A 20354-nucleotide genomic window follows, 5' to 3' on the forward strand; every position below is an offset into this window, starting at 1 on the left:
ACGTGGAATTGCCGGCCTATATCCGGTCGATTGCATAGCGCGCGTGGCCGATTTCTCATACGGATGGCATGTCGGGCGTACTATAATTTCGGCATGATACTTGCTTCTCTCAAAGCCTCTCCGCCTCCGCTTCTGTATCCCTGCGCCGCAACCGGTCTGGTCGATGCCGTCCAGCGTGCCGCCCGGCAGGCATCGGAAACGCTGACTTTCGACAGTGCGGCGGTCGGCCGACTGCGCGCAACCCGTCGCCCCCGCCATGATTTCCGTCTGCCTGCCGGTCATGATGGCGTCATCTATCTGGAAATATGGGGCGACGACGCGCTGTGTCGGCCGCATTCAATCGGGGTTCTGTATGCGCCGGTTCACCGTGAGTTCGCGATTGTGCTGGGCAAGGGCTGGCCGGGAGCGGACCCCGAGATTCTGCCTGCGCTGTTCTCGGTCGGCGCGGACGGCGTGGTGCGGTTTCGGTGCGATGATGCGGTGCGGGTGTCTATTGCGCGGACTGCCGGTGACCTGGTGGCGGACGTGCTGCGTGCGCTGGATGCGGTGGCGCGGGAAGAAGGAAGCGAAGAATGACGACCCTCTATATCGCCGAAAAGCCGTCACTCGCCCGCGAGATTGCCGGGGCGCTGTCTGAAATCCATGGTCAGCCGGAACGGCGTGGAGATGGCTGCATCACGGTCGGCGGCGACACGGTGACGTGGTTTTTCGGGCATATGTTCGAACAAGTCCAGCCCGGTGAATATCGCCCGGAATGGTCGAAATGGTCGCTGGCCAGCCTGCCCATTGTCCTGCGCCCGGACGAATGGCGGCTGTCGGTGCCGGACGATAAGAAGAAACAGGCCGGGATTGTCGAACGGTTGGCGCGGCAGGCACAGACAATCGTGAATGCCGGTGATGCGGGCCGGGAAGGTCAGTTGCTCGTGGACGAGGCCCTGAACGCCTGGGGCATCGACCCGCACGGACTAAACATCAGGCGGCTGTGGTCACAGACCGTCACCCGGCGCGACCTGATGGCCGCCATCCGCAACCTGCTGCCGAATGCCGACAAGAAGGGCTTGTATCTCGCGGCGCTGGTCAGACAGCGGGCCGACTGGCAGCACGGCATGACATATTCCCGGCTATACACGCTCCTGGCACGGCAGGGTGGTTCTGACGCCATGATTTCGGTCGGCAGGGTCCAGACGCCGACCTTGCGTATCGTGGTTGACCGCGACAATCTGCGGGCTGGTTTCAAGCCCGTTGACCATTTCATCCCGGAAGCCGCTATGGCGCATGCTGGCGGGCAGTTCCGGGCCGCGTTCGTCATCCCCGATGGCATGACGGGGCTGGATTCCGAAGGCAGGCTGGTTGACCGTGCCGTTGCCGAGGCCGTGTGCGCCAGGGCGAAAGGCCAGGCCGGGCGGGTGGGGTCGTTCTCCGTGGCGGACAAGAGCAAGGCGGCCCCGCTGCCATTCTCTCTGTCGGCGCTGCAAGCTGAATGCGGGTCGAAGCTGGGGCTGACCGCGAAGGAGACGTTGGAAGCTGCTCAGTCGTTATATGAGAAAAAGCTGACCAGCTATCCCCGGTCCGACTCCCGGCACCTGCCCCTGTCCATTCTGAGTGATGAGACTCCGGGCATTCTTGACGCCCTGGCCGGGGTGCCTGACCTGTCTGCCGGTGTCGTTGGAGTTGACCGGGCATTGAAGTCTGCGGCATGGAATGACGCGAAGATTTCCGACCATTACGCCATCATTCCAACGGGAGAGTTCAGGGCCGACAAGCTGGCCGGGCTGTCGGACACCGAACGGGCTGTGTTTCTGCTTGTTGCCCGCGCGTTCATTGCGCAGTTCCATCCCGCCTACCGCTACCAGTCTCAAGTCGCTGTGATTCAGGTCGGGGCAGACACATTCCGCGCCACGGGTCGCCGGGCGTTGGCCGATGGCTGGCGCGCGGTCATGACCAGCGGCGACGATGATGAGGAAGGCGAGGATATGCCTGCCGGGGCGCTCCCGACGATGCAGGAAGGCGATGCGGTCCAGGTCGGGGATGTTGCGTTGTCAGCGAAGCGCACAAGCCCGCCGCCTGCATTTTCGGACCAGCGGTTGATTGCGGCTATGGCGTCGGCCCATCTGTTCGAGCCTGACCCGGAATTGCGGAAGAAGCTAAAAGAAGGCGACGGTATCGGACGTGAAGCGACGCGGGCCGACATCATTGAAACCCTGTTGAAGCGTGGATTTCTGTCGAGGAAGGGAAGGACCGGGCTCGAATCAACCCCCCTTGGCCGGTCGGTCATCGCTGCCCTGCCGTCGCACCTGACCTCGCTGGGCCTGACGGCGCGATGGGAAGGCGCGATGGAACAGGTTGAAGGTGGCGGCTTGACGCTTGACGCGGTGCTTGATGCGCAGGTGACGGACATCACCAGTCGGGTTGATGCGGCGAGAGGTTCGGTCGTGCGGGTTGAGGGTGGCAAGCCTGCCGCAAGCAAGGTGAAGCCGTTGCCGGGGGATGGGAAAGCCTGCCCAGAGTGCCGCAAAGGCGCGATGCGGACGAAGGAAATCACGAGCAAGAAGGATGGGAAGAGATACGTCCTCCTGTCATGCTCGAACTATCCTGAATGTAAACACTCCGAATGGCCTGCGAAGACAGGGAGTGGCAAGAAGGCTGCATGATTGATGTCAGCTTGCTGACTTCCTTTCGCATCACGGATGCGGTGCGTTGTCCCGGCAAACAATGGGTAGCGTTATCCTCGCATTCCAGTCAGCCGGATGGCTGACCGTAGGCGTAGCCGGAGCAGCATTTCAACAGGCGGAAGGGCGTCTTCAGCGTAGCCCAAGGGAGCCTGTTGAAATGCTGTGGTATGTGAGGATAACGCGGGTGGTGGTCAGCGACCTTTATTGATTCCGTTAGTTTAGCTAATTTGGTTGTTCTCCGGACATTCTCCATTTTCCGCTGTCGGATTTAATGAAGCGTATATTTTGGGTTTTAGGTTCGCCATCCGATGTGAATTCGACCTTGCAGTCGTAAGTATTCTCAAAGTCGCCATATTGCCTGCATGTTCTGCTCACAACCTTAATTTCGGGCGTATGGCCGCCGTTAACTGCACTAAAGAGCCCGAATGTACTCTGGTTGAGCCGGGAGACCGCTGCAGTTATTGCTTTTGCGCTTTCTTCCTTCGAAGGGCCTCCATCCCCACATCCTGAAAGGGTGAGAGCGGTAGCAATTCCGAAGACTCGAATGGAATACTTTAATGCCATGGCAATGACCTTTTTTACTCTGGTGAAGAATTTCTCAGATGCCTTCGCCGCGCCCGAGGGCTTGCATCCCTTTAATGATGGCCATGACGGTCCGAACGAACCACCAGAGCCCTACGCCGACAGGGACAAGATAGAGAACGAAGCCAATCCCGAAAGTGACGGCCCCAATGAGGGCGGCAAGCCAGGAACTCACGAAGATGACGACCCCGGCTCCTATACCCCGCCAGAAAATCCTTATTTGACTGTCGAGATGCGACCTGTACGGAAGTATGGAATTTTGCCGGTTGACGTATGCGAGAATCACTCCAACCAGGGCTGTAATGCCTGTAAAGAAGCCGATGATATATAAAATATAATTTATATTAGCGACGGAGCGGCCGCCATCACTTCCTGCAACCAGGGGATTCTCCGTAATTTTCCCGATATCCATCGGTTCCTTCCTTTTCCGGCCGCACAAATGCGTAGACATGTTTCGATACAGTTACCGTAATCGGTCGATTTTGGGGGCTGTGTCAATAGGTTCGACGGTGACATAACAATGACGTCCGTTTGTTTACGAGGTCGAGGTAGCCAAGGACAATCAGAGTTTTCCGCCGATGACGCCCAAGATTTCAGTTAAGGAAGTGGGTGAAAAGTTCCAGCAATCGACCCCCACATCGCACGACGAGCCTGTGAAGGGTCTATTTCCATGCACATGGCCATACAGATGAATGGTGTCTCGATAGAAACCATTCCATTCGGCTATCGGGTAATGGAAAAGAACCAGCTTTCGGTCATCCAGTTTTAATTCGGCATAGTGCTGAACGCTGGTCCAACCATCCCACGTCTGAACAGATACCCCGTCGTGGTTTCCGACAATCAGATGTTTCCGGCCCTTCAGCCGCGCGCCATAGCGTTCGGGACTTTTCCAGCAGAAATCACCTAAGCACCATATATCGTCCGTTGGCCTGACTCTCGCATTCCAATTCGTAATGAGAACGGCGTCCATCTGTTCGACAGATTCAAATGGCCGATTACAGTGCTTCAGAATATTTTTGTGACCAAAATGAAGGTCGGAAGTGAACCATGTTGTCATTGGATTACTGTATCATCCGAACGGAATGCGGTCGACCTATGAAGGGCCGTCCGCCAGTGCTGCCGCATACTGCCCGTCTTTTGCCCCAAAACTCAGATTTGCATTCTATTCAGTCGAGACTTCTACATGTCAGATATGATGGATGGGCTATTGACAGGTCAACCACCCGTCATCCTTCTGCGATGCTCGTTCTCTGCCTCATGCAGACTGAATCGTGCCTCATCGTCAAATGGATGGACTTCGCAGAACCGCCGCCGTTCGCGAATGACAGCGTCTAACTCTGCGCCTGTCAGTCCTAGTAAGTCATCGTCGTCAGCCTCGACATACTCAGCCGTGATGATAAGGACCTCCCATGCGATATCGACACTCACCTTCCGACCAATCAAGTCGCTTGCCATAGTGGCCACCTCATCCAAAGACGCCCCGCCCTCATATGCCTGGATAATAGATGGCTTGAGATGGTCAAACCCGACCAGGGCAGATGGCACACGGTCGAACTTCGCTCGCTCTTGGCGGTACTCGTAAATTTCGCAGTCAATCATGCTTCTGGCCTCTCTCGTGTTCCCTGCTCAAATGGCCTGCGAAGAAAGGGACTGGCAAGAAGGCAGCATGATTGAGATGTACAAACGTTAATTGTTCCATCCTTGCATCTGGCACGGAGAGGTCATAAATTCAATTTGTTCCTCGAAGAACATGTGCCGCTGAAAAAGTGGTTTAGAGTTTTACTCTCCTATATGGAGTTAGCAATAGAAATTAACCTTCGGGTTTTTCATTGCTCTTCGAGGAACAAAGGGCGGTCTTCGGACTGCCCTTTTTTATTGCTCCGGCATAGCGTTATCCCCGCATTCCAGCCGAGGGCCGGAGCGAAGCGGAGCATATCCACCGGGCGGAAGGCGTCTTTCGTGTAGCCAAGGGAGCCCGATGGATATGTGGTATGTGGGGGTAACGCGGGGAGCGGTCATGCTGCCCGGCGGCCTTTATTGATTCCTTTAGCCTGTCTTATTCATGGCGACGGTAGACATTCACTCATAGTGCTGGACCGGCCCCCGCCTTCGCCTGAGTATCGTATATAGTTTTCGCCTTGGTAAATAGCTGTTCAGTCATAGCAATTCCATCGACTTTGCAAGCCAGATTGTCATTCATGTTAACCGTCATTAGTTCCGCCCTACTGGGGTCAGACGCGTTTTTAGTCACGCTTATCGTGAGAACAAGGTACAAACCTTCGTTAGCATAGCTCACGCACATGTTGCCTGATTTGGCCATATCATACGCGCTGTAGGAAGCATTAGCGATTTTCCCACGCGGACCGTAGGCCCAAGTATAATCTACGCTTGAAGGCGTTTCCGTTGCTGATGAAGGTGAACCGTATTTCTTAAGAATGGCGCCTTTCACGGATTCAAATGTTGGGGCGGTTAGCGGATTGCTGTATCTGAGGCTGCGGTCCAAATACATTATTCCGCTATTGGTTGCCGGGCTAGTGAACTCCGCCGACAAATGCTCGTAGTTATCACCGAAATTGTCGATGTCCGACCGAACCACATACGGTTGAGAAGTTACCGTTACACTGCGATAGGAAAAACCCGACGTGACAGAATAATCTTCCGTGCTTTTCCCCGAACGGTCGGCAAAAATCTTTCCTGATTACGCACTAATTTCAGCCAATTTGAGCAGGCGATAGGGCATGGGCGGGGTTCTGACGGCGGCGTATCCGAGGCGAGGGATCATGGAGGCGAGGTCGAAGCGGCGATTGAAGCGATAAACGAACTCGGCGAGATAGCGCGGCGCATGCTTGTCACGGATAGCACGGTAAAGTACCGGTCATGGCATTCTTGATGTTGGCGAGAGCGGTATTGACCCATTTGAAAGCAGGGTTGCGGCCTGCCTTTGGTCCCGAACCGGTCAGGATGGGATGATGGACGCACCCTGCTTCGGTGACGGCGGCGAAACAGCGTAGACCGTCACTGACCACGCTGCTGGCGGGGTCGAAGCTGTTTTTTGCCATCTTTGCGATCTCGGCCCTACTGAACCCGGCCACCCGGCGGAGTTTCAGGCGGATTGGCTTGCCTTGCGGTGTGGTTTCAACAGCGGCCACGATCGGCGTCTTGCCCGCTGATCCTCGCCCGCGCTTGCCGCCGCCGCGTTCTCCGCCGAGATAGGCGTCGTCCAGTTCGATCCGTCCCTTCAGTCGCTTGCCGGCCTCGCGTTCCATCATTACCTGCGCGAGTTTATGCTTGATCTTCCAGGCCGTGGTCTGCGTCACGCCGAGCCTGCGCCCCAGTTCGATGCTGGAGATGCCGCCTTTGCTCTGGGTCAGATGGTACAGGGCACGAAACCAGGTCCGTAACGGCACCTTGGTTGCCGCGAAGATCGTTCCGGCGATCAGCGACGTCTGCTTCCGACAGGCGCTGCATTGATACTGCCCACGGCTCTGAATGACGCTGTGCTCACGCCCGCCGCAGGCCGGGCATTCAAAACCAGATGGCCAACGCCAGCCAAAGATCACCGCTCGGCACTTCTCTTCGCTTCCGTAAAGTTCGTCAAATTGGGCTTCGCTTAGCCCTTTCTGAAACTGGACCTTGTTGCGAGCCATCGATCAAGCCTCTCGAAAACAACAAATGTTCTCGTTTTGTATCATAAATCCCTGGCTGAAAATAGTGCGTAATCAGGAAATCTTTTTCACCGCATCAGATGACATTCCGGGAGTAATCCCTAGCACATCGATGGATGCACCTGAGACATTCACCGTAGGAAATTCCGTGTCCTTACTCACCACCACGTTGTCTGCAAATGCGACCGAGGGAATGGTCGCGAAAACAGCCAGGGCAACAAAAGCCTTTTTTATTCTTTTCATTTGCTCAGCAATCCCGACCCGACAGTCGATTTCGACTGCGAGATTGAATGCGATGCCACACGGTCTCCACGAAAAATCAAGGTCAGCGTGGTGTCGGAATTGGTGCCGCCGCCCGCAAACCCGTTTATAACAGGGATGTAGCCGAGGACATTCCCTTGAAACTTTCCGGCTGAATATTTCCAGGTTTCATGCCCCGAACCATCCACAGAAGTTTCCTGAGGTTCACCGAATGCCGCCCGAACCTGTTCTTTCGTCGTTACACCATCAACGATTTTCTGGTTGATGGATGCCGTGGTTTCGTTTCTGAGCGCATCACTTCCGTCCGTCGCGCTACACGCTGCCAAGGTGCAAGCCAACACTAAAGCCACCTTAGCCGTATAGAATCCCTTCACGCCATCCCTCCAAGGTCATATCAAGTATCTCGGCTCTAACCGACCGAAACCCGTGCATATTCGGTCGATTTTGTTCATACTATTTAAATGCAGGAACAATCGGTATCTTCGACCGTATCAAAATCCCTGTCATTTTTAATGGGAGAGCTTCATGGCACGATACGGATACGCCCGCGTTTCGACCGACGAGCAGACGAACGAACCGCAAATCATCGCCCTGCGCGCCGAGGGCGTCACGGATATTACCATGGAGAAGATTTCGGGCGGGACCCCAGCCAGGAAGCGGCCTGTCCTGTCGGCCCTGTTGCGTCGCCTCAGACCCGATGACAGTCTTGTCGTCGCTAAGATTGACCGCCTCGGTCGCGACACCGTGGACGTTCTCTCCCTCATCCGGAGCCTACACGACAAGGGAATCAACGTCAGGATTCTCAATCTCGGCATCGAGACGCGTGGAGCCAACGGGCGGCTGTTCCTGTCAATACTGGCGGCCTTCGCGGAGTTCGAGCGGGAGATTATCCGGGAGCGGACCAAGGCCGGTCTTGTCGCAGCGCGGGAGCGTGGCAAGGTCTTGGGCCGACCTCCCGCCCTAACGCCGGTTCAGCGCGAGCACGTGCGCGACCTCAAGGCGCAGGGGATGTCGGCGACCCGGATTGCCGGCATCTTGGACGTATCACGCATGACGGTCTGGCGGACGGTTCAGGCGATATAGGTGCCTCATAGAACCGTCACGGAAATCCCCTTTTTGATATGGCTCGTATCGGTCTCATTGACGGCTTCCCGGAATCGACCGATTCTGTTACGTGTCCTGCTTCCGCTTTGGCCTATCCACCGTTGATTTAGCTGAAATCCATCGCCTTTCGCCGCCTCGAATTTCCGGGGGCGACCGATAGCCTTGCCGGAACGCGTGCCCTGCTGGCGGGCATTGTCTCGGCAAAAAACGGGTAACGCGGGGTGTTCAGGGTCAGGCTGCACGCTTCGCCCTGTTGATGGCCGATTCCAAGTCAATCTGTCCATTGGCAACTTGGGCGCGGATTCCATCACGCTGACGGGCACGGGTGAGGGTTGACGGCGAGATTCTGGCAATCTGCGCGGCATCACGATGGCTGTGTCCCTGTTCGACCAGGCGCAGGGCAAGGTCAACCGCTCGGCCTGACCGCCTGGGCCTGCCGATGGCCTTGCCCGACTTCGTGCCATGCCTGCGGGCGTTTTCAAGACCAGCATTGATGCGCTCCGTGATGAGGTCTCGCTCAAACTCCCCGACTGCCGCCAGGACTGTACGCAGTAGCCTTCCCAGCGGTCCGGATATTTTCCCGCCGAGTTGAATGACCAGAACTTCAACACCGAGGCTATCAAGATGGTCGAGCGTCCGGAGAACGTCTGCCACCGACCTGCCCAAGCGGTCGATTTTGGTGACAACAATCTCATCGCCATGATTCAGCATTGCGACCATGGCGGCAAAACCGGGCCGGTCCAGGGCGTTGGTGGAGCCTGATACGCCGACATCGGAGAACACATTCTCTGCCTCGACACCGTGCGCGGTGAGGTCTGGCATCTGACTGCCGACTGACTGTTTCAACGTGCTGACTCGTGCGTATCCGTAGCGCATGGCAACAATTTCCCCGCTTACTTATGAATACGGGGTTCTGCATACGCTCCGCCCCGCAAAATCATTATAGTCTATGCCGTGTGCATAAAAGAAATGGTTTTCACATCCTTCTTCTCTGATATTTATTTTTACATCGAATGAATTTTTCTCTTGCTTCTTGAATTTCGAATTGTTCTCAAGTTTTTGGCGCCTTGATGCCGGAATGTTTATTTTTACATTGCAAATGAATGCCTGCTCATGCCCTTCGCTCCGCTCGAACGTCTTTCGCCCCATTTACTGACTCGCTCCGCCTGACCGGCGAGCTCGAGGGGACACCGGGAGTCGGCCTCCGGCCTCGTCCCTGTGTCTGATGGTCGTCAGGCGGCTATGTCGGCCGCCATGAGGAATTGTTCAGGTCAGCGTGGCGTGCGAATATTCCTCCATGCCTGATATCGTCAGTCGCGCCTGTCGCAGCCTCTTCCTTGATTACCTCGTGGAACAAAGCACCCTGGGGGATATTCAGCGCGAGTTTGATGCCGCTGGCGTCCCGTATGTCGAACCGCCCCAGCCAAGTGGTGGTCAGCGCCGCACCATGGTTCACGGGTATTATCTCGGCATTGATTGGGCAACGCATGAAGGCGTCTCCAAATTCCTTGAAGTCGCGACCTTCTTCATGGGCCGAGAAGACACCAAGCGCGCCAGCTTTGCCCAGACGATGAACTGGTATCTGCGCCCTGAAAACAATGAGCATCCCTTGATGCGTTTCCTGAGTGCGTTGAAGCCATGCGGATACGAATGGAGAGAAGGCCGGTTCATCGGTCTCTCGGCTGATGCTCGCCTTGCCGATACGAAGACTCTGGCGACCAATCTGGACCTGCCCCATCTCGGGGAACACATCAGGCGCATTGAAGCGTCCATTGAAGCTGACCCTGCCCTGGCTATCGGGTCTGCCAAGGAAATGGTCGAAACGGTCTGCAAGACGATTCTGACGAAAAGGTCGGTACCATCAGGTGTGACCTATTCCAAGGACGACGACCTGAACGAATTGGGAAAGAAGGTCTTCGGTGTCCTTCGTCAGCTACCTGATGACATCCCCGACAAGGCCAAGGGGGCGAAGACCATTAAAACCATGCTTAGCAATCTCCGCAGTGTCGTCCAATGCACTGCCGAACTCCGGAACTGGTATGGCAATGGTCATGGTCGGGAAGGCGATATCAAGCGTGGCCTGTCCCCTCGTCATGCTCGGCTGGTGGTCGGCGCGGCATCAACCCTGGCGTGGTATCTGTTGGAAACCGACAGGGACATGGAGTGACAGATTAGAACGCCCGCGCTCACCCGCTATGAAGGCCACTCATAACCTCAAGGTGCAACGTTTCATCGGCCAGTCGGGTCAAAGGCTCTGCTCCTGCTGCCGTTGGGCCAGAAAGCTGATTGAAGGCCACGCATACCCCGGTAAGAGCCATACAGGCGTAGGATGCCGTTCTTAGGTGTTCCTCATGCGACACGTCAGAATCAGCATTGAGGGTAATGCTCCCGTCCTTCCTGTCATCCTCTATATATCTGCGTAAAGCGTCGATGGAAGGATGTGCGGCATCTGCTGAAAGTTGAGCGTAGATGAGGTAAGCGTGCCCCGCGACGCTATCCTGGGCAACCGTCCGCGCGACAAGGCCCTTCGGGGATATCGGAGCCGTCTTAAGCCTTCCAACCACCTCCTGGAGCATCTCGGCTATCGGCTCCGGCAGACTATCCAGCGAAGACATGATGAACTTTGCCCGCCGGTCGTGACTCTTCAGTTCATCCGCTATCATCTGGTCAACAAATTCATCCCCCTTCTGAACCAGCTTAGCAGACCACAGAAGGTTCTCAACAGCAGAGCGAGCCATGATTCTCGCCTCAACGATTAGGGCCTGTTCCAGCAGGGCAAACGTCGCCCGGACGTTACTGATAGTCCTGATGAGCAATGCCGCACTGACTATCCGAGGGTCTCGTAAACCCTTCTGAGTGCCTTTCATCTCCGCCTCTGCAAGTGCGGTATAGCACAGGTCCACCAGTCGAGCCGCATGGTCGAACCAGGACTGCGCGGCTTCCTCAAAGGTTAGGCGAGACATTTTTACAACCTTCCACTGCTGCCCGAGAAGGGAATATTGCCAGGTGGGTCACCCCATCATGGCAGAGGCAGAACGGATGGGGAACGCCAAATAGAAGGTCGGCCCTTGGCCAGAGCTTTGCTAATTATATAAGCGCCCCACCGAGTCTCATTTTTCATGCCGCCAAAACCTCCATCATGGCGTCCAGGTCGTCCATGTATTCCCGCCATTCCCGGTCGTCGAGACGCTTGATGGTCGCGACCTGGGCAGGGGGCCGTCGAGTGGATTTCCGCTTCTTCACCGGCCTCCCTTCCGCACCGGCTTTGTAGTATTCAACGCACCGGGCGAAGTCGGACCGCATGGCAAGGTCAAGTTTCTCCTGGGCTTCCGCCGACCACCTGTCTGCCTGCGCTGCCTCGACGCGTTGCGTCCAGTATTCCCGCAGCCCATACATGTATTCCCCGAAGGCGGCCTTGTCCCGTGCCCGGCCCATCAGGACCAGCTTCGTCCGCCGTAGCGTTGCCGCATTCGGTGTCTTCCCGCCCTTCCTGCGCCTGCTGGCAGGCTTCGCGGCCTGCTGGCGATACCATGTCGCACGGGACACGCCTGCCGCTTCCCACGGCTTCTCAAAGGCCGCGCTGCCTGTCGCAACCTGAACCCGCCATTCCGCGCGGTCGTGGCCGGTGGTGCCATGGGGCCTGTCCGCCCGTCCATCCCGGCGGCGCTTCCGTCTGCGGCGGCCCTCTTTCTCGTCCCGGTCGATGAGGACCTTCATGTCCTGCATCTCCGCCGAGGTGATGCCCAGGCGGTCGATGATGGTTTCGGCGCGATATTGATAGCTGCCGCGCCCGTCCTCAACGCGCCGAAGCAAGGTGCTACTGTGCCCGTGAAGTTCGCGGGTGCGGTAATCATCAGGCAACAGCAGCCCGGCAAAGGTCTGGATTTCCGCCCATAGCCGCTCCGGCTGGTTCTCGAAAATCTGCCCCAGCATGGATGCGCCGATATGACCGAAGATGTCCCGCTGGCCTGCTGGAACGACGCCGCCCCAGCGCAGGCGGACCAGCGTTCGCAAATCATCCAGCACGGCCCATTGCCATGAGCGCGGCGACTTCTTCGCCGGGGCACACTCGCCATCGCGCCGCGCCCGCTCCCGCGTGATGCTGACAACCTGCTCTTTTGCGGCCCGCTCGGCCTTCCTGGCGGCGCCGGCCTCGCGGGCGGCCTTGAGGGCGGCCCTGCTCATGGGAAGAACGGCGTCGGCCAGCCGGTCGAAATCGTAGCGATGGCCGGTGTCGGCGATAATTCGCACCGGCCTGCCGGATTTGCTGTTGATGCTGCCGACGATGCGCAGGATTCGGGACGCGTCAACGGCTGACCGGTCCACGAACCACGGCCCGAATTTCTTTACCAGTTCACGGTTTACCCGCACCAGTTTCGTGGCAGCCTGGCCGGGCAGAACGGCAGTAAACAGCCATTTGCAATAGATGCCCCTGCCACTGTCGATGATGAGCGACGGCGTGGGGATGCCGTGGTCTTCGCAGAATGCGACCAGATGTTCCCCTTGTTCCCCCGCGTCCAGCGGCTCGGGGGAATTGTAGATGTCAAGGTCAACCCATGTGTGCGTGAACAGTGCAACATGCGTGGCACGCCTCCGAGGGCGAGAAAAATACGCCTGCGACATGTACCTGTCGGGTTGGCCCTGGGCATTGTCAATCTGAGTTACCATTTCGTCGGCACGGCACATGCGTTGTTTGAGTACGCCATCCTCCGGGTAATTCAGCGCCCACATCAGGCCCCCAGCCCGTGGCATGATACGTGGCTCATAAATAAGGTCGTCTGGTTCAAGGAGCGCCGCACCCATGAAAAACACCCATCGTCATATGCGATGAGTGTTGAAAACCAGGCCAAAACCAAGGTAATTTAACTCATCGCTCGTCGTCGCGAACTAAGCCCACTTCCCGGTCATCGCCTCTGCAAAAGGCTATCGGGGGTGGGCTTTCTAATTGTCCTGTTCCGCAATGCATGATTTCAATGTTATCATGCGGCAATCGCCTGCCCTGGGTCGTCGTCAAGCCAGCCATCCTCATCGTCGGCTTCTGCTGCTGCCTCAGTTTGGCTGCCCTGACCGTTCAGCGCCGCATCAATGACGCGCTGCTTGCCAATCAGCTTGCGCGCAAGCATCAGGTCCAGGCTTTGCTCCAGCACGATGTGCTGGACCAGCACGGCATTTCGCTGCCCAAGCCTGTGCGCCCGGTCCTCGGCCTGGGACATCCCTGATGGGGTCCAGTCCAATTCGGCAAAAATGACGTGGCTGGACGCCGTTAGGGTTAGCCCTACGCCAGCGGCCTGGATGTTCCCGATGAATACCCTCACGTTCTGGTCTGCCTGGAAGCTGTCAACAATCCCCTGCCTCTGCGCCGGGGGCGTGCTGCCAGTGATGCTGACCACCCCGAGGTCGTTCAAGCCGTCCGCCAGAGCAGCGACGACATCGGAATGATGGGCAAACAGGATAACCTTTCCGCTGCCCTCCACGGCGTCCTTGACGGCTTCGATGACCATCGGAACCTTCGCCAGGGCCGTTTCATGCCTGACTTTCGAAATCTCCGTAAAGGCCACCTTCACGCCCTGGCGCAAGGCGGCAATCTGTTCCTCGTATTGCCGTGCCAGCCTCTCCCTGTCGCCAGCCGCCGCCTTGTCCATTGCCTCCGTATGCAGCCGCTTCGCCTGGGCAAGCCGCGCCCTTGCCGCTGATGCAATTCCAGCCGCCTTCCGCTCCGCCTCAAGCGCGCGCCGGGTCATGGTCGTATCGGCGGGCAGTTCGATAACCTGGCGGATTTTCTCCGGCAGGTCAGTCAGGACGTCCGATTTCAGGCGACGAACCATGACGGTTTCCCGCAACACCCGTTGCAGTTCATCCAGATTGGACGCCCCGCCCATGTCCCAGCCGAACCGGGTGCGGTGCGCATTGCAATATCGTTCGGCGAAGGCCATGAGCCTGGGGAACTGCGCTGGAGCCAGCGAATGGAGCAACGGCCATAATTCGATTGGCCTATTCATGATGGGTGTGCCGGTTAGATACAGGCGTCGCGTCGCGTCGATGCCCTGAACCTTGGCCTTTCCCCCACCAAGAATGCGCTGCGTGCGCTTGGATTCGTGATTCTTCACATAGTGCGCCTCGTCTAGAATCAGCATGTCCCATGGCCGATTCCGGATTGCCTGCTGCACGGGGTTATCCCGGCTGAATAGGTCATATGTGCAGATGAGGATTGAATCGTCCGGCGCGGCCTTCGACGTTGCGAACCCGACCGAAAGGTTTCTGTCCCCGAAGTTGCCGAAGCGTCCGATTTCCCGTTGCCAGTTCCGCGTAAGGCTTGCGGGGCATACGATGAGGATACGGCGCATGGCCTGGTCGCCATTGATGACGCCGATAGCCTGTGCCGTCTTTCCAAGCCCCATATCGTCCGCCAGCAGGACATTTTGCCGCCCATGGCCAAGCGCGTACGAGATGCCTGCCCGCTGATACGGTAGCCACGACATGCCATCGCCGCAGGGCACGGAAATCGTGGCATCGGTGGCGCGGCTTTCATCGCGCCGACGCTCCCGCGCGGCTTCGACCTCGCGAAGTGTGGCGTCCAGGCGGACCCGCACCGCTTCATCGCATTCACAATCGCTATAGTATGTTAATTCCTTCGCCGCCTCGGGGTTTGTCGTCTGCCACCGATACAGGCTCGGGGACCAATGGAAGCCCTCTTCCTTTGGCATCCAGCCCTCGGCATATGTGGTTTTCGCCAGCCACAGACGGCGGCCTTCGTCATATGAAAGCTGCATGACTTTAGCCCTCCGCCTGCTGGCGACGGGCAGCGGCTTCGGCCTTGGTCGGACGGCCACGCTTCTTATTATTGGCGAGAGCATCAGCCCGCACGACCGCCATCTCTGCAAGCCATGCATCCACATCGGCGGGGCGATACAGCACGCGCCGACCGATGCGGATATAGCGGGGGCCTTCGTTTCCTTCGTTTCCAGACCTGAACCGCCATAGCATATGCGCGCTAACACCAATTCGGCGCGCAGCTTCATCGGCGGTCAGCGTAATAGGTTCTGATTGAATTTGGGGCGCGGACAGCATAGCGCACCCTCCTTTCATATGAAAAGAGAGGTGCTGCTACACCGGGGGGGTCTTCTTTGCCGAAACCTATGGGGACTATTGCGGTCTGAAGAACGGGTTGCCGTTCTTCCATTCCCATAAGCCTGTCATCTAGGTTCTGCGCAACGCGCAGTGTGTGGATGGTTCCTCGCCACCCGCACCCTATCAAACGTTCGGACTCTTCGGCACGGGCGTTGCACCCGCTGCCTATCGTCTGTTTACGTTCACCCCGGAGCAGTCAGCGTGCGCCGCACATCGACCATCCGTAACTCAAGCAATATCGCACACACTGGCTCAAATTGCAACAATAAATAGCAATCGCCACAAAATAACTGTTGGGTCAGGCATATTCAGCCAAATTAACGGCGACGCTCAACGATTCAGATGCGAGAGGTCTGCGGCAAAACTCACATTCTCATATGTGAGCCGTGCTTCTTGCGCGGACAGGTGCTTGCCGTAATTGCTGCCGACTGTCCCGCTGGCGTGGCCGAAAACCTTGTTCATCAGTTCATCACCGATGGCACCTGCGCGAAGCATCTGACGGCAGGCATGCCGAAATGAATAACCGACCAAATCCGGGCCGGTCAGGCCGATATCGTCAATATATCTGTTCAATCGCTTGGACCACGCTTGCGGCACATCTCTAGCAACCTTGCCGTTGTGCGGCGGGATGGGGAACAAAAGCCCCCCGTTTCGCTCCATCCGCCTCGCGTAATCGATGAAACCGGTCCTCTCCAAGTCCGGGATGACCGGAATGAGGCGCTTGCTCTGTCGGGTTTTCGTCGCGTGCAAAGCATTGACGCAATACACGTCCCCCAGCTTTGTCAGGGCCGCCGGGGAGTAAGCAAGCTCTCCGTGCCTGGCCCCCGTCATCGCCATCACTAGCATGAACCAGTAGTCGCTTATCTTGTCTCGGCAGGCTCCGGGTGTTGACCGGCTTTCGTGTGATTCGTAGCCAGAGAAGAGAGGGCTCCTGAAAATGAAGACAAGCTCGGATTCAGTGAACGCACGCCGAGCCGTCCCGTTTTTTTCTTTCTCTGTCCGGTCGCGGACTTGAATGCGCTTGAGATTGATTTCGGGTAGATACTCCCGACCCATGCACCAATCGAAATATGTCACTAAATGACTTTTTTGCCTGACGACACTATCCCGATTCAGTGTGCCGCCACGGGCGTTCGGGCGTGTTTCCAGGTGGTCGATGTATCGTTGCAGGTCCGCCAGCTTAACGTGCCGGATTTCCTTGGCCCCCATGTGCTTCTCAAGGTCGCCAAGGGCCGCTCTGTATGATTTCCGGGTTTTCTCACTGATGCCCGGCTTCTTCGCCAGGAAATCTTCGATGAAGGCTGGCCACGGCTTTGATGACTCGCGCGGAGCCGGCGGGGGCTGAGCCGGAACTGGCTGCGGGACAGGCTGGGAAATGGGCAGCGGTGCCGGGCCTTCTGGTATCGCTGGGGCCTGCGGGTCATCCCCGAGATACTGACCGACCAGGGCGGCCCTGTCTGCCGCTGCGGTCCCGGCGTCCACGATTTGCAAGATGGCCGCCCGAACCCGTGGGGCGAGTGTGTTGACCGCCGCCACGTCCTGACTGGCGGCGACGTGCAGGCTGCTCGCCACCCATTCGGCCACGGCGGCAGTCAGAATCTCGGTCCGGTCGGTGTCGCTGACGACACCCTCGGCGGCCATCATCTCATTAGCCCGACGCCATACCTGACGCCGGAAATCATCGAATGCTGACATAAGGCGGCTGACGGTCTCCGTGGCCCGAATTGCGGCGCGGCGGCGGTCGCTCGTGCCAAGGCCACGGACGATATGATGACCGACAAACTGCCTCAAGTCGGCGGGGACATGAACCCGGAGATACCAGCCGGGATAGCGGCCCCGGCGATGGATGTAGGGAGTGGACACGCGGCGTTCCCATGGTGCTACTGACTAGTGCCACCAGCGAGAAAACGCTTCCAAATTGTCCTTAAAAATCAACACCTTAGCCGATTGGCGTCCCATAGGGGATTCGAACCCCTGTTGCCGCCGTGAGAGGGCGGTGTCCTAGGCCTCTAGACGAATGGGACAGAAGGCTTGGGCGGCTTCCTATCGTGGGTAGAGCGGGGGGTCAAGTGTCTTGTGTACAGATTGGGGTTATGATTCGGCAATTGCCACGTCACGGATAAAAAAGCCGGCAGTGACCCGGTCGTTCCAGTGTTCTGCACGTAGCCAGCCGGCAAGGTGTAATGGGGGCGCATTGCGGTCTTCCAACAGCGCGGAAGCTGCCGGATGCTCACCAGCGCGGAATAGCAGGGCCTTCAGGCGGGGACCGCCACCTTCGCCTTCAACAAGCACGCGCAGTGTGTCGCCCTCGCGTCCGATGCGGTCCGAGCGCACCACGCGCGCACGGGGGACGGCCAGAAGCGGTTCGTCGTTGCCGGCTCCGAATGGGGCGAGGCGTCCGATATCGGTTGCCAGTTCGGTGGTGGCTGCTGCGACATGCACCATACCTTCGATCTGCATCTCGACTGCATCGGGCAGCTTGGCTGCGTGAGCAAGACGATGATCAAGGTAGTTGTGCAGCGCCTCGATATTGTCATTGGGCAGCGAGAAGCCGGCTGCCATCGCGTGTCCGCCGCCCGTCGTCAATATGCCGGCTTGGCGCGCGGCGATGATGGCTGTTCCAAGATCGATGCCGGCGACCGAGCGGCCCGACCCCTTGACGGTGCCGTCCTCGAGTTCCGCGCCGACAAGCACCGGACGGTTGAAGCGCTCCTTGATCCGTCCCGCGACGATGCCCACCACGCCGGGGTGCCAGTCGCGGCCGGAGAGCAGAAGCACGGCACGGCCGGCGGCGCGTTGGATTGCGGCTTCGTCAATCGCACGGTCCAGGATGGCGCTTTCGACCGTCTGGCGTCGGCGATTGACGGCGTCCAGCCGCTCGGCCAGACGGCGGGCTTCGGCTGGATCGGTGCAAAGCAGCAATTCCAGCCCCAGGCTGGATTCTGCAATTCGGCCGCCGGCATTGATGCGTGGGCCGAGCGCGAAGCCACAGGTGAAGGCCGATAGCGGTTCGCGCGCCCCGGCGATTTCAAGCAGTGCATCAAGGCCGACGCGGCGGCGGCGGCTCATGATTTTCAGGCCCTGGGTGACCAAGGCGCGGTTCAAACCGGTCAGCGGCATGACGTCGCATACGGTCGCCAGGGCCACGATATCCAGGAACCCCAGCAGATCGGGTTCGGGTCGGGTCGCGAACCAGCCGGCACGGCGCAGGGCGCGTACTGTGGCGACGGCGGTGAGGAAGGTGACGCCCGCGGCACACAGGCCGTTCTGGCGGGATGTACAGTCCAGCCGGTTGGGATTGACGGTGGCGAGAATCGGCGGAACGGCGCCCTCGACCTTGTGGTGATCCAGGACGATACCGTCGGCGCGCCCGGCGAGGGTGGCGAGGACGTCGCTTGCGGCGGTGCCGCAATCGACGCAGACGACCAGCGTGGCGCCGCGGGCCAGCAGGCTGTCGAGGGCTGGACTGTTTGGACCGTAGCCTTCGGTCATGCGGTCGGGGATATGGGTGACGACGGGGCAGCCGAAATCACGGAGCAACTGGGTGATGAGGGCGGCGGCGCAGGCGCCGTCGACGTCGTAATCACCGAAGATGCCGATCGTTTCGCCGTGGCGGACGGCGTGGGCCAGGCGATCGGCGGCGGCATCCATGTCCTGCAGCGCCGAGGGATCGGGCATGAGGGCGCGGAGCGTCGGGTCGAGGAAGGCGGCGGCGGCGCGGCCGTCGAGGCCGCGGGCGGCGAGCATCTGGCCGACGAGGTCGGAGACGCCCGCCTGCTGGGCGATCATCAGGCCGATGCGGCCGCCGGCGTTGGCGAGGGCGGGGTCGCGCCAGCGCCAGCGGCGGCCGCTGAGGCTGGAGTCCACCCCAAGGACGGTGAGGTCGTCCCTGGGGGGGAGCAGCGCGGTGTCAGGCGGGGTCAGTTGGCGCTCCAGGTCTTGGTTGTGAAATCATGGTGTCCCTCGACGAAACGGATCGTTCCGGACTTGGAACGCATGACGATGGAGTGGGATACGGCGCGCTTGCCGTCGCGGCGGATGCCGCGCAGCAGGGGGCCGGAGGTGACGCCGGTGGCGGAGAACAGCACGTCGCCCCTGGCCATGTCGTAGAGGCCGAGCTTGCGCGACGGGTCCTGGCCGGGGTCCATTTCGCGGGCGCGGCGGATCTGTTCGTCATTTTCGAACAAAAGGCGGCCCTGCATCTGGCCGTGGACGCAGCGAACCGCGGCGGCGGCCAGCACGCCCTCGGGCGCGCCGCCCGAACCGGCATAGATGTCCACCCGGCTGTCGGGCAGGCACGCGGCGATGGCGGCGGCGACGTCGCCGTCGCTGAGTAGCATGACGCGGGCCCCGGCCTCACGCGTTTTGGCGATCAGTTCCTCGTGCCGTTCGCGCTCCAGGGCGCAGAGGGTGAGTTCGGAGATGTCCTTGCGCTTGGCGCGGGCGAGTTCGCGCAGGTTGATGCCGATCGCGGCGTCGAGGTCGACCACGCCGGCCGGCAGGTCGGGGCCGACGACGATCTTCTCCATGTAGATGTCGGGGGCGTGCAGGAAATTCCCGGCCTCGGCCAGCGCGACCACGGTCAGGGCGTTGGGCATGTTCTTGGCGCAGAGATTGGTGCCCTCGAGCGGATCGACGGCGATGTCCATCGCCGGGCCGCCGGCGCCGACCTTCTCGCCGATGAAGAGCATCGGGGCCTCGTCCATCTCGCCCTCGCCGATCACGACCGTGCCGTCGATGGCGACCGTGTCGAAGGCCTGGCGCATGGCCTCGACGGCGGCGCCGTCGGCCTCGTTCTTACGGCCGCGACCGGTCCAGTGGGAGGCGGCCATGGCGGCGGCCTCGGTCACGCGGACCAGTTCGAGGGCCAGGTTGCGGTCGGTGACCTGGTAGCCGGCATTCGGTTTGGACGTCATCGCTTAATCCTCTCGTTCTGGCCGGT

At 59.2% G+C, this 20354-nt stretch carries 18 protein-coding genes, 1 tRNA gene and 1 pseudogene; 5 read left to right on the plus strand and 15 right to left on the minus strand.

Annotated elements, in window-relative coordinates:
• Positions 1 to 93: 93 nt before the first annotated feature.
• From AAC691_RS17170 to AAC691_RS17180, 3 genes are all read left to right on the plus strand, one after another.
• Positions 94 to 576 (plus strand): hypothetical protein, encoded by a 483-nt coding sequence (locus AAC691_RS17170; RefSeq protein ID WP_342627804.1) that lies wholly within the window; start codon positions 94 to 96, stop codon positions 574 to 576.
• On the plus strand, positions 573 to 2651 hold the full coding sequence (gene topB, locus AAC691_RS17175) for a DNA topoisomerase III (RefSeq protein ID WP_342627805.1): 2079 nt from the start codon (positions 573 to 575) through the stop codon (positions 2649 to 2651). The genes AAC691_RS17170 and topB overlap by 4 nt, the downstream gene beginning before the upstream one ends.
• A 583-nt stretch (positions 2652 to 3234) precedes the next feature.
• Positions 3235 to 3585, plus strand: a complete 351-nt coding sequence (locus AAC691_RS17180; RefSeq protein WP_342627806.1) for a hypothetical protein — start codon at positions 3235 to 3237, stop codon at positions 3583 to 3585.
• A 231-nt stretch (positions 3586 to 3816) separates the two neighbouring features.
• Here AAC691_RS17180 and AAC691_RS17185 read toward each other — a convergent pair whose 3' ends face one another.
• From AAC691_RS17185 to AAC691_RS17210, 6 genes and pseudogenes are all read right to left on the minus strand, one after another.
• Entirely contained in the window at positions 3817 to 4311 is a 495-nt protein-coding gene (locus AAC691_RS17185; RefSeq protein ID WP_342627807.1) for a metallophosphoesterase, read from the minus strand.
• 158 nt (positions 4312 to 4469) lie between these two features.
• Positions 4470 to 4853 carry a hypothetical protein gene (locus tag AAC691_RS17190; protein ID WP_342627808.1) on the minus strand — a complete coding sequence of 128 codons (384 nt, stop codon included), beginning with the start codon at positions 4851 to 4853 and terminating at the stop codon, positions 4470 to 4472.
• Positions 4854 to 5337: 484 nt separating this feature from the next.
• Positions 5338 to 5757, minus strand: a complete 420-nt coding sequence (locus tag AAC691_RS17195) for a hypothetical protein (protein WP_342627809.1) — start codon at positions 5755 to 5757, stop codon at positions 5338 to 5340.
• Between the two features lie 195 nt (positions 5758 to 5952).
• Positions 5953 to 6901: pseudogene (locus AAC691_RS17200) on the minus strand (IS1595 family transposase).
• 72 nt (positions 6902 to 6973) lie between these two features.
• Positions 6974 to 7162, minus strand: a complete 189-nt coding sequence (locus AAC691_RS17205) for a hypothetical protein (RefSeq protein WP_342627810.1) — start codon at positions 7160 to 7162, stop codon at positions 6974 to 6976.
• Positions 7159 to 7554, minus strand: coding sequence for a hypothetical protein (locus AAC691_RS17210; RefSeq protein ID WP_342627811.1), 396 nt, complete (start codon positions 7552 to 7554; stop codon positions 7159 to 7161). Before AAC691_RS17210 ends, AAC691_RS17205 begins: the two co-directional genes overlap by 4 nt.
• A 151-nt stretch (positions 7555 to 7705) precedes the next feature.
• Here AAC691_RS17210 and AAC691_RS17215 point away from each other — a divergent pair, with 151 nt between their 5' ends.
• A complete protein-coding gene (locus AAC691_RS17215) occupies positions 7706 to 8263 on the plus strand; it encodes a recombinase family protein (protein WP_342627812.1) in 558 nt (185 codons plus the stop codon).
• A gap of 252 nt (positions 8264 to 8515) precedes the next feature.
• Here the strand turns inward: AAC691_RS17215 and AAC691_RS17220 are convergent, their stop codons facing one another.
• Complete coding sequence (locus AAC691_RS17220; RefSeq protein ID WP_342627813.1) at positions 8516 to 9160, minus strand: recombinase family protein; 645 nt, start codon at positions 9158 to 9160, stop codon at positions 8516 to 8518.
• A 421-nt stretch (positions 9161 to 9581) separates the two neighbouring features.
• Here AAC691_RS17220 and AAC691_RS17225 point away from each other — a divergent pair, with 421 nt between their 5' ends.
• Positions 9582 to 10451 carry an abortive infection family protein gene (locus AAC691_RS17225; protein WP_342627814.1) on the plus strand — a complete coding sequence of 290 codons (870 nt, stop codon included), beginning with the start codon at positions 9582 to 9584 and terminating at the stop codon, positions 10449 to 10451.
• A gap of 19 nt (positions 10452 to 10470) precedes the next feature.
• On the opposite strand, the gene AAC691_RS17230 is transcribed toward AAC691_RS17225, so the two are convergent.
• The 8 genes from AAC691_RS17230 to glpX all read right to left on the minus strand — a co-directional run bounded on the left by AAC691_RS17230 (position 10471) and on the right by glpX (position 20328).
• The gene (locus AAC691_RS17230) at positions 10471 to 11247 is read right to left on the minus strand and encodes a DUF5677 domain-containing protein (RefSeq protein ID WP_342627815.1); all 777 of its coding nucleotides are present in this window, start codon (positions 11245 to 11247) and stop codon (positions 10471 to 10473) included.
• A gap of 154 nt (positions 11248 to 11401) precedes the next feature.
• Complete coding sequence (locus tag AAC691_RS17235; RefSeq protein ID WP_342627816.1) at positions 11402 to 13087, minus strand: hypothetical protein; 1686 nt, start codon at positions 13085 to 13087, stop codon at positions 11402 to 11404.
• Between the two features lie 176 nt (positions 13088 to 13263).
• On the minus strand, positions 13264 to 15054 hold the full coding sequence (locus tag AAC691_RS17240; protein ID WP_342627817.1) for a DEAD/DEAH box helicase: 1791 nt from the start codon (positions 15052 to 15054) through the stop codon (positions 13264 to 13266).
• Positions 15055 to 15058: 4 nt separating this feature from the next.
• Positions 15059 to 15352 carry a helix-turn-helix domain-containing protein gene (locus tag AAC691_RS17245; RefSeq protein WP_342627818.1) on the minus strand — a complete coding sequence of 98 codons (294 nt, stop codon included), beginning with the start codon at positions 15350 to 15352 and terminating at the stop codon, positions 15059 to 15061.
• A gap of 390 nt (positions 15353 to 15742) precedes the next feature.
• Positions 15743 to 17275 carry a DUF6538 domain-containing protein gene (locus AAC691_RS17250; protein WP_342627819.1) on the minus strand — a complete coding sequence of 511 codons (1533 nt, stop codon included), beginning with the start codon at positions 17273 to 17275 and terminating at the stop codon, positions 15743 to 15745.
• Positions 17276 to 17360: 85 nt separating this feature from the next.
• Positions 17361 to 17436: transfer RNA gene (locus AAC691_RS17255), tRNA-Glu, on the minus strand.
• Between the two features lie 67 nt (positions 17437 to 17503).
• On the minus strand, positions 17504 to 19348 hold the full coding sequence (gene recJ / locus AAC691_RS17260) for a single-stranded-DNA-specific exonuclease RecJ (protein WP_408906110.1): 1845 nt from the start codon (positions 19346 to 19348) through the stop codon (positions 17504 to 17506).
• Positions 19333 to 20328: a class II fructose-bisphosphatase gene (gene glpX / locus AAC691_RS17265; RefSeq protein ID WP_323992834.1), complete on the minus strand. Its 996-nt coding sequence runs from the start codon at positions 20326 to 20328 to the stop codon at positions 19333 to 19335. The genes recJ and glpX overlap by 16 nt, the downstream gene beginning before the upstream one ends.
• Positions 20329 to 20354: the final 26 nt, after the last annotated feature.

It is taken from the genome of Nguyenibacter vanlangensis, from assembly GCF_038719015.1.
Lineage (GTDB): Bacteria > Pseudomonadota > Alphaproteobacteria > Acetobacterales > Acetobacteraceae > Gluconacetobacter > Gluconacetobacter vanlangensis.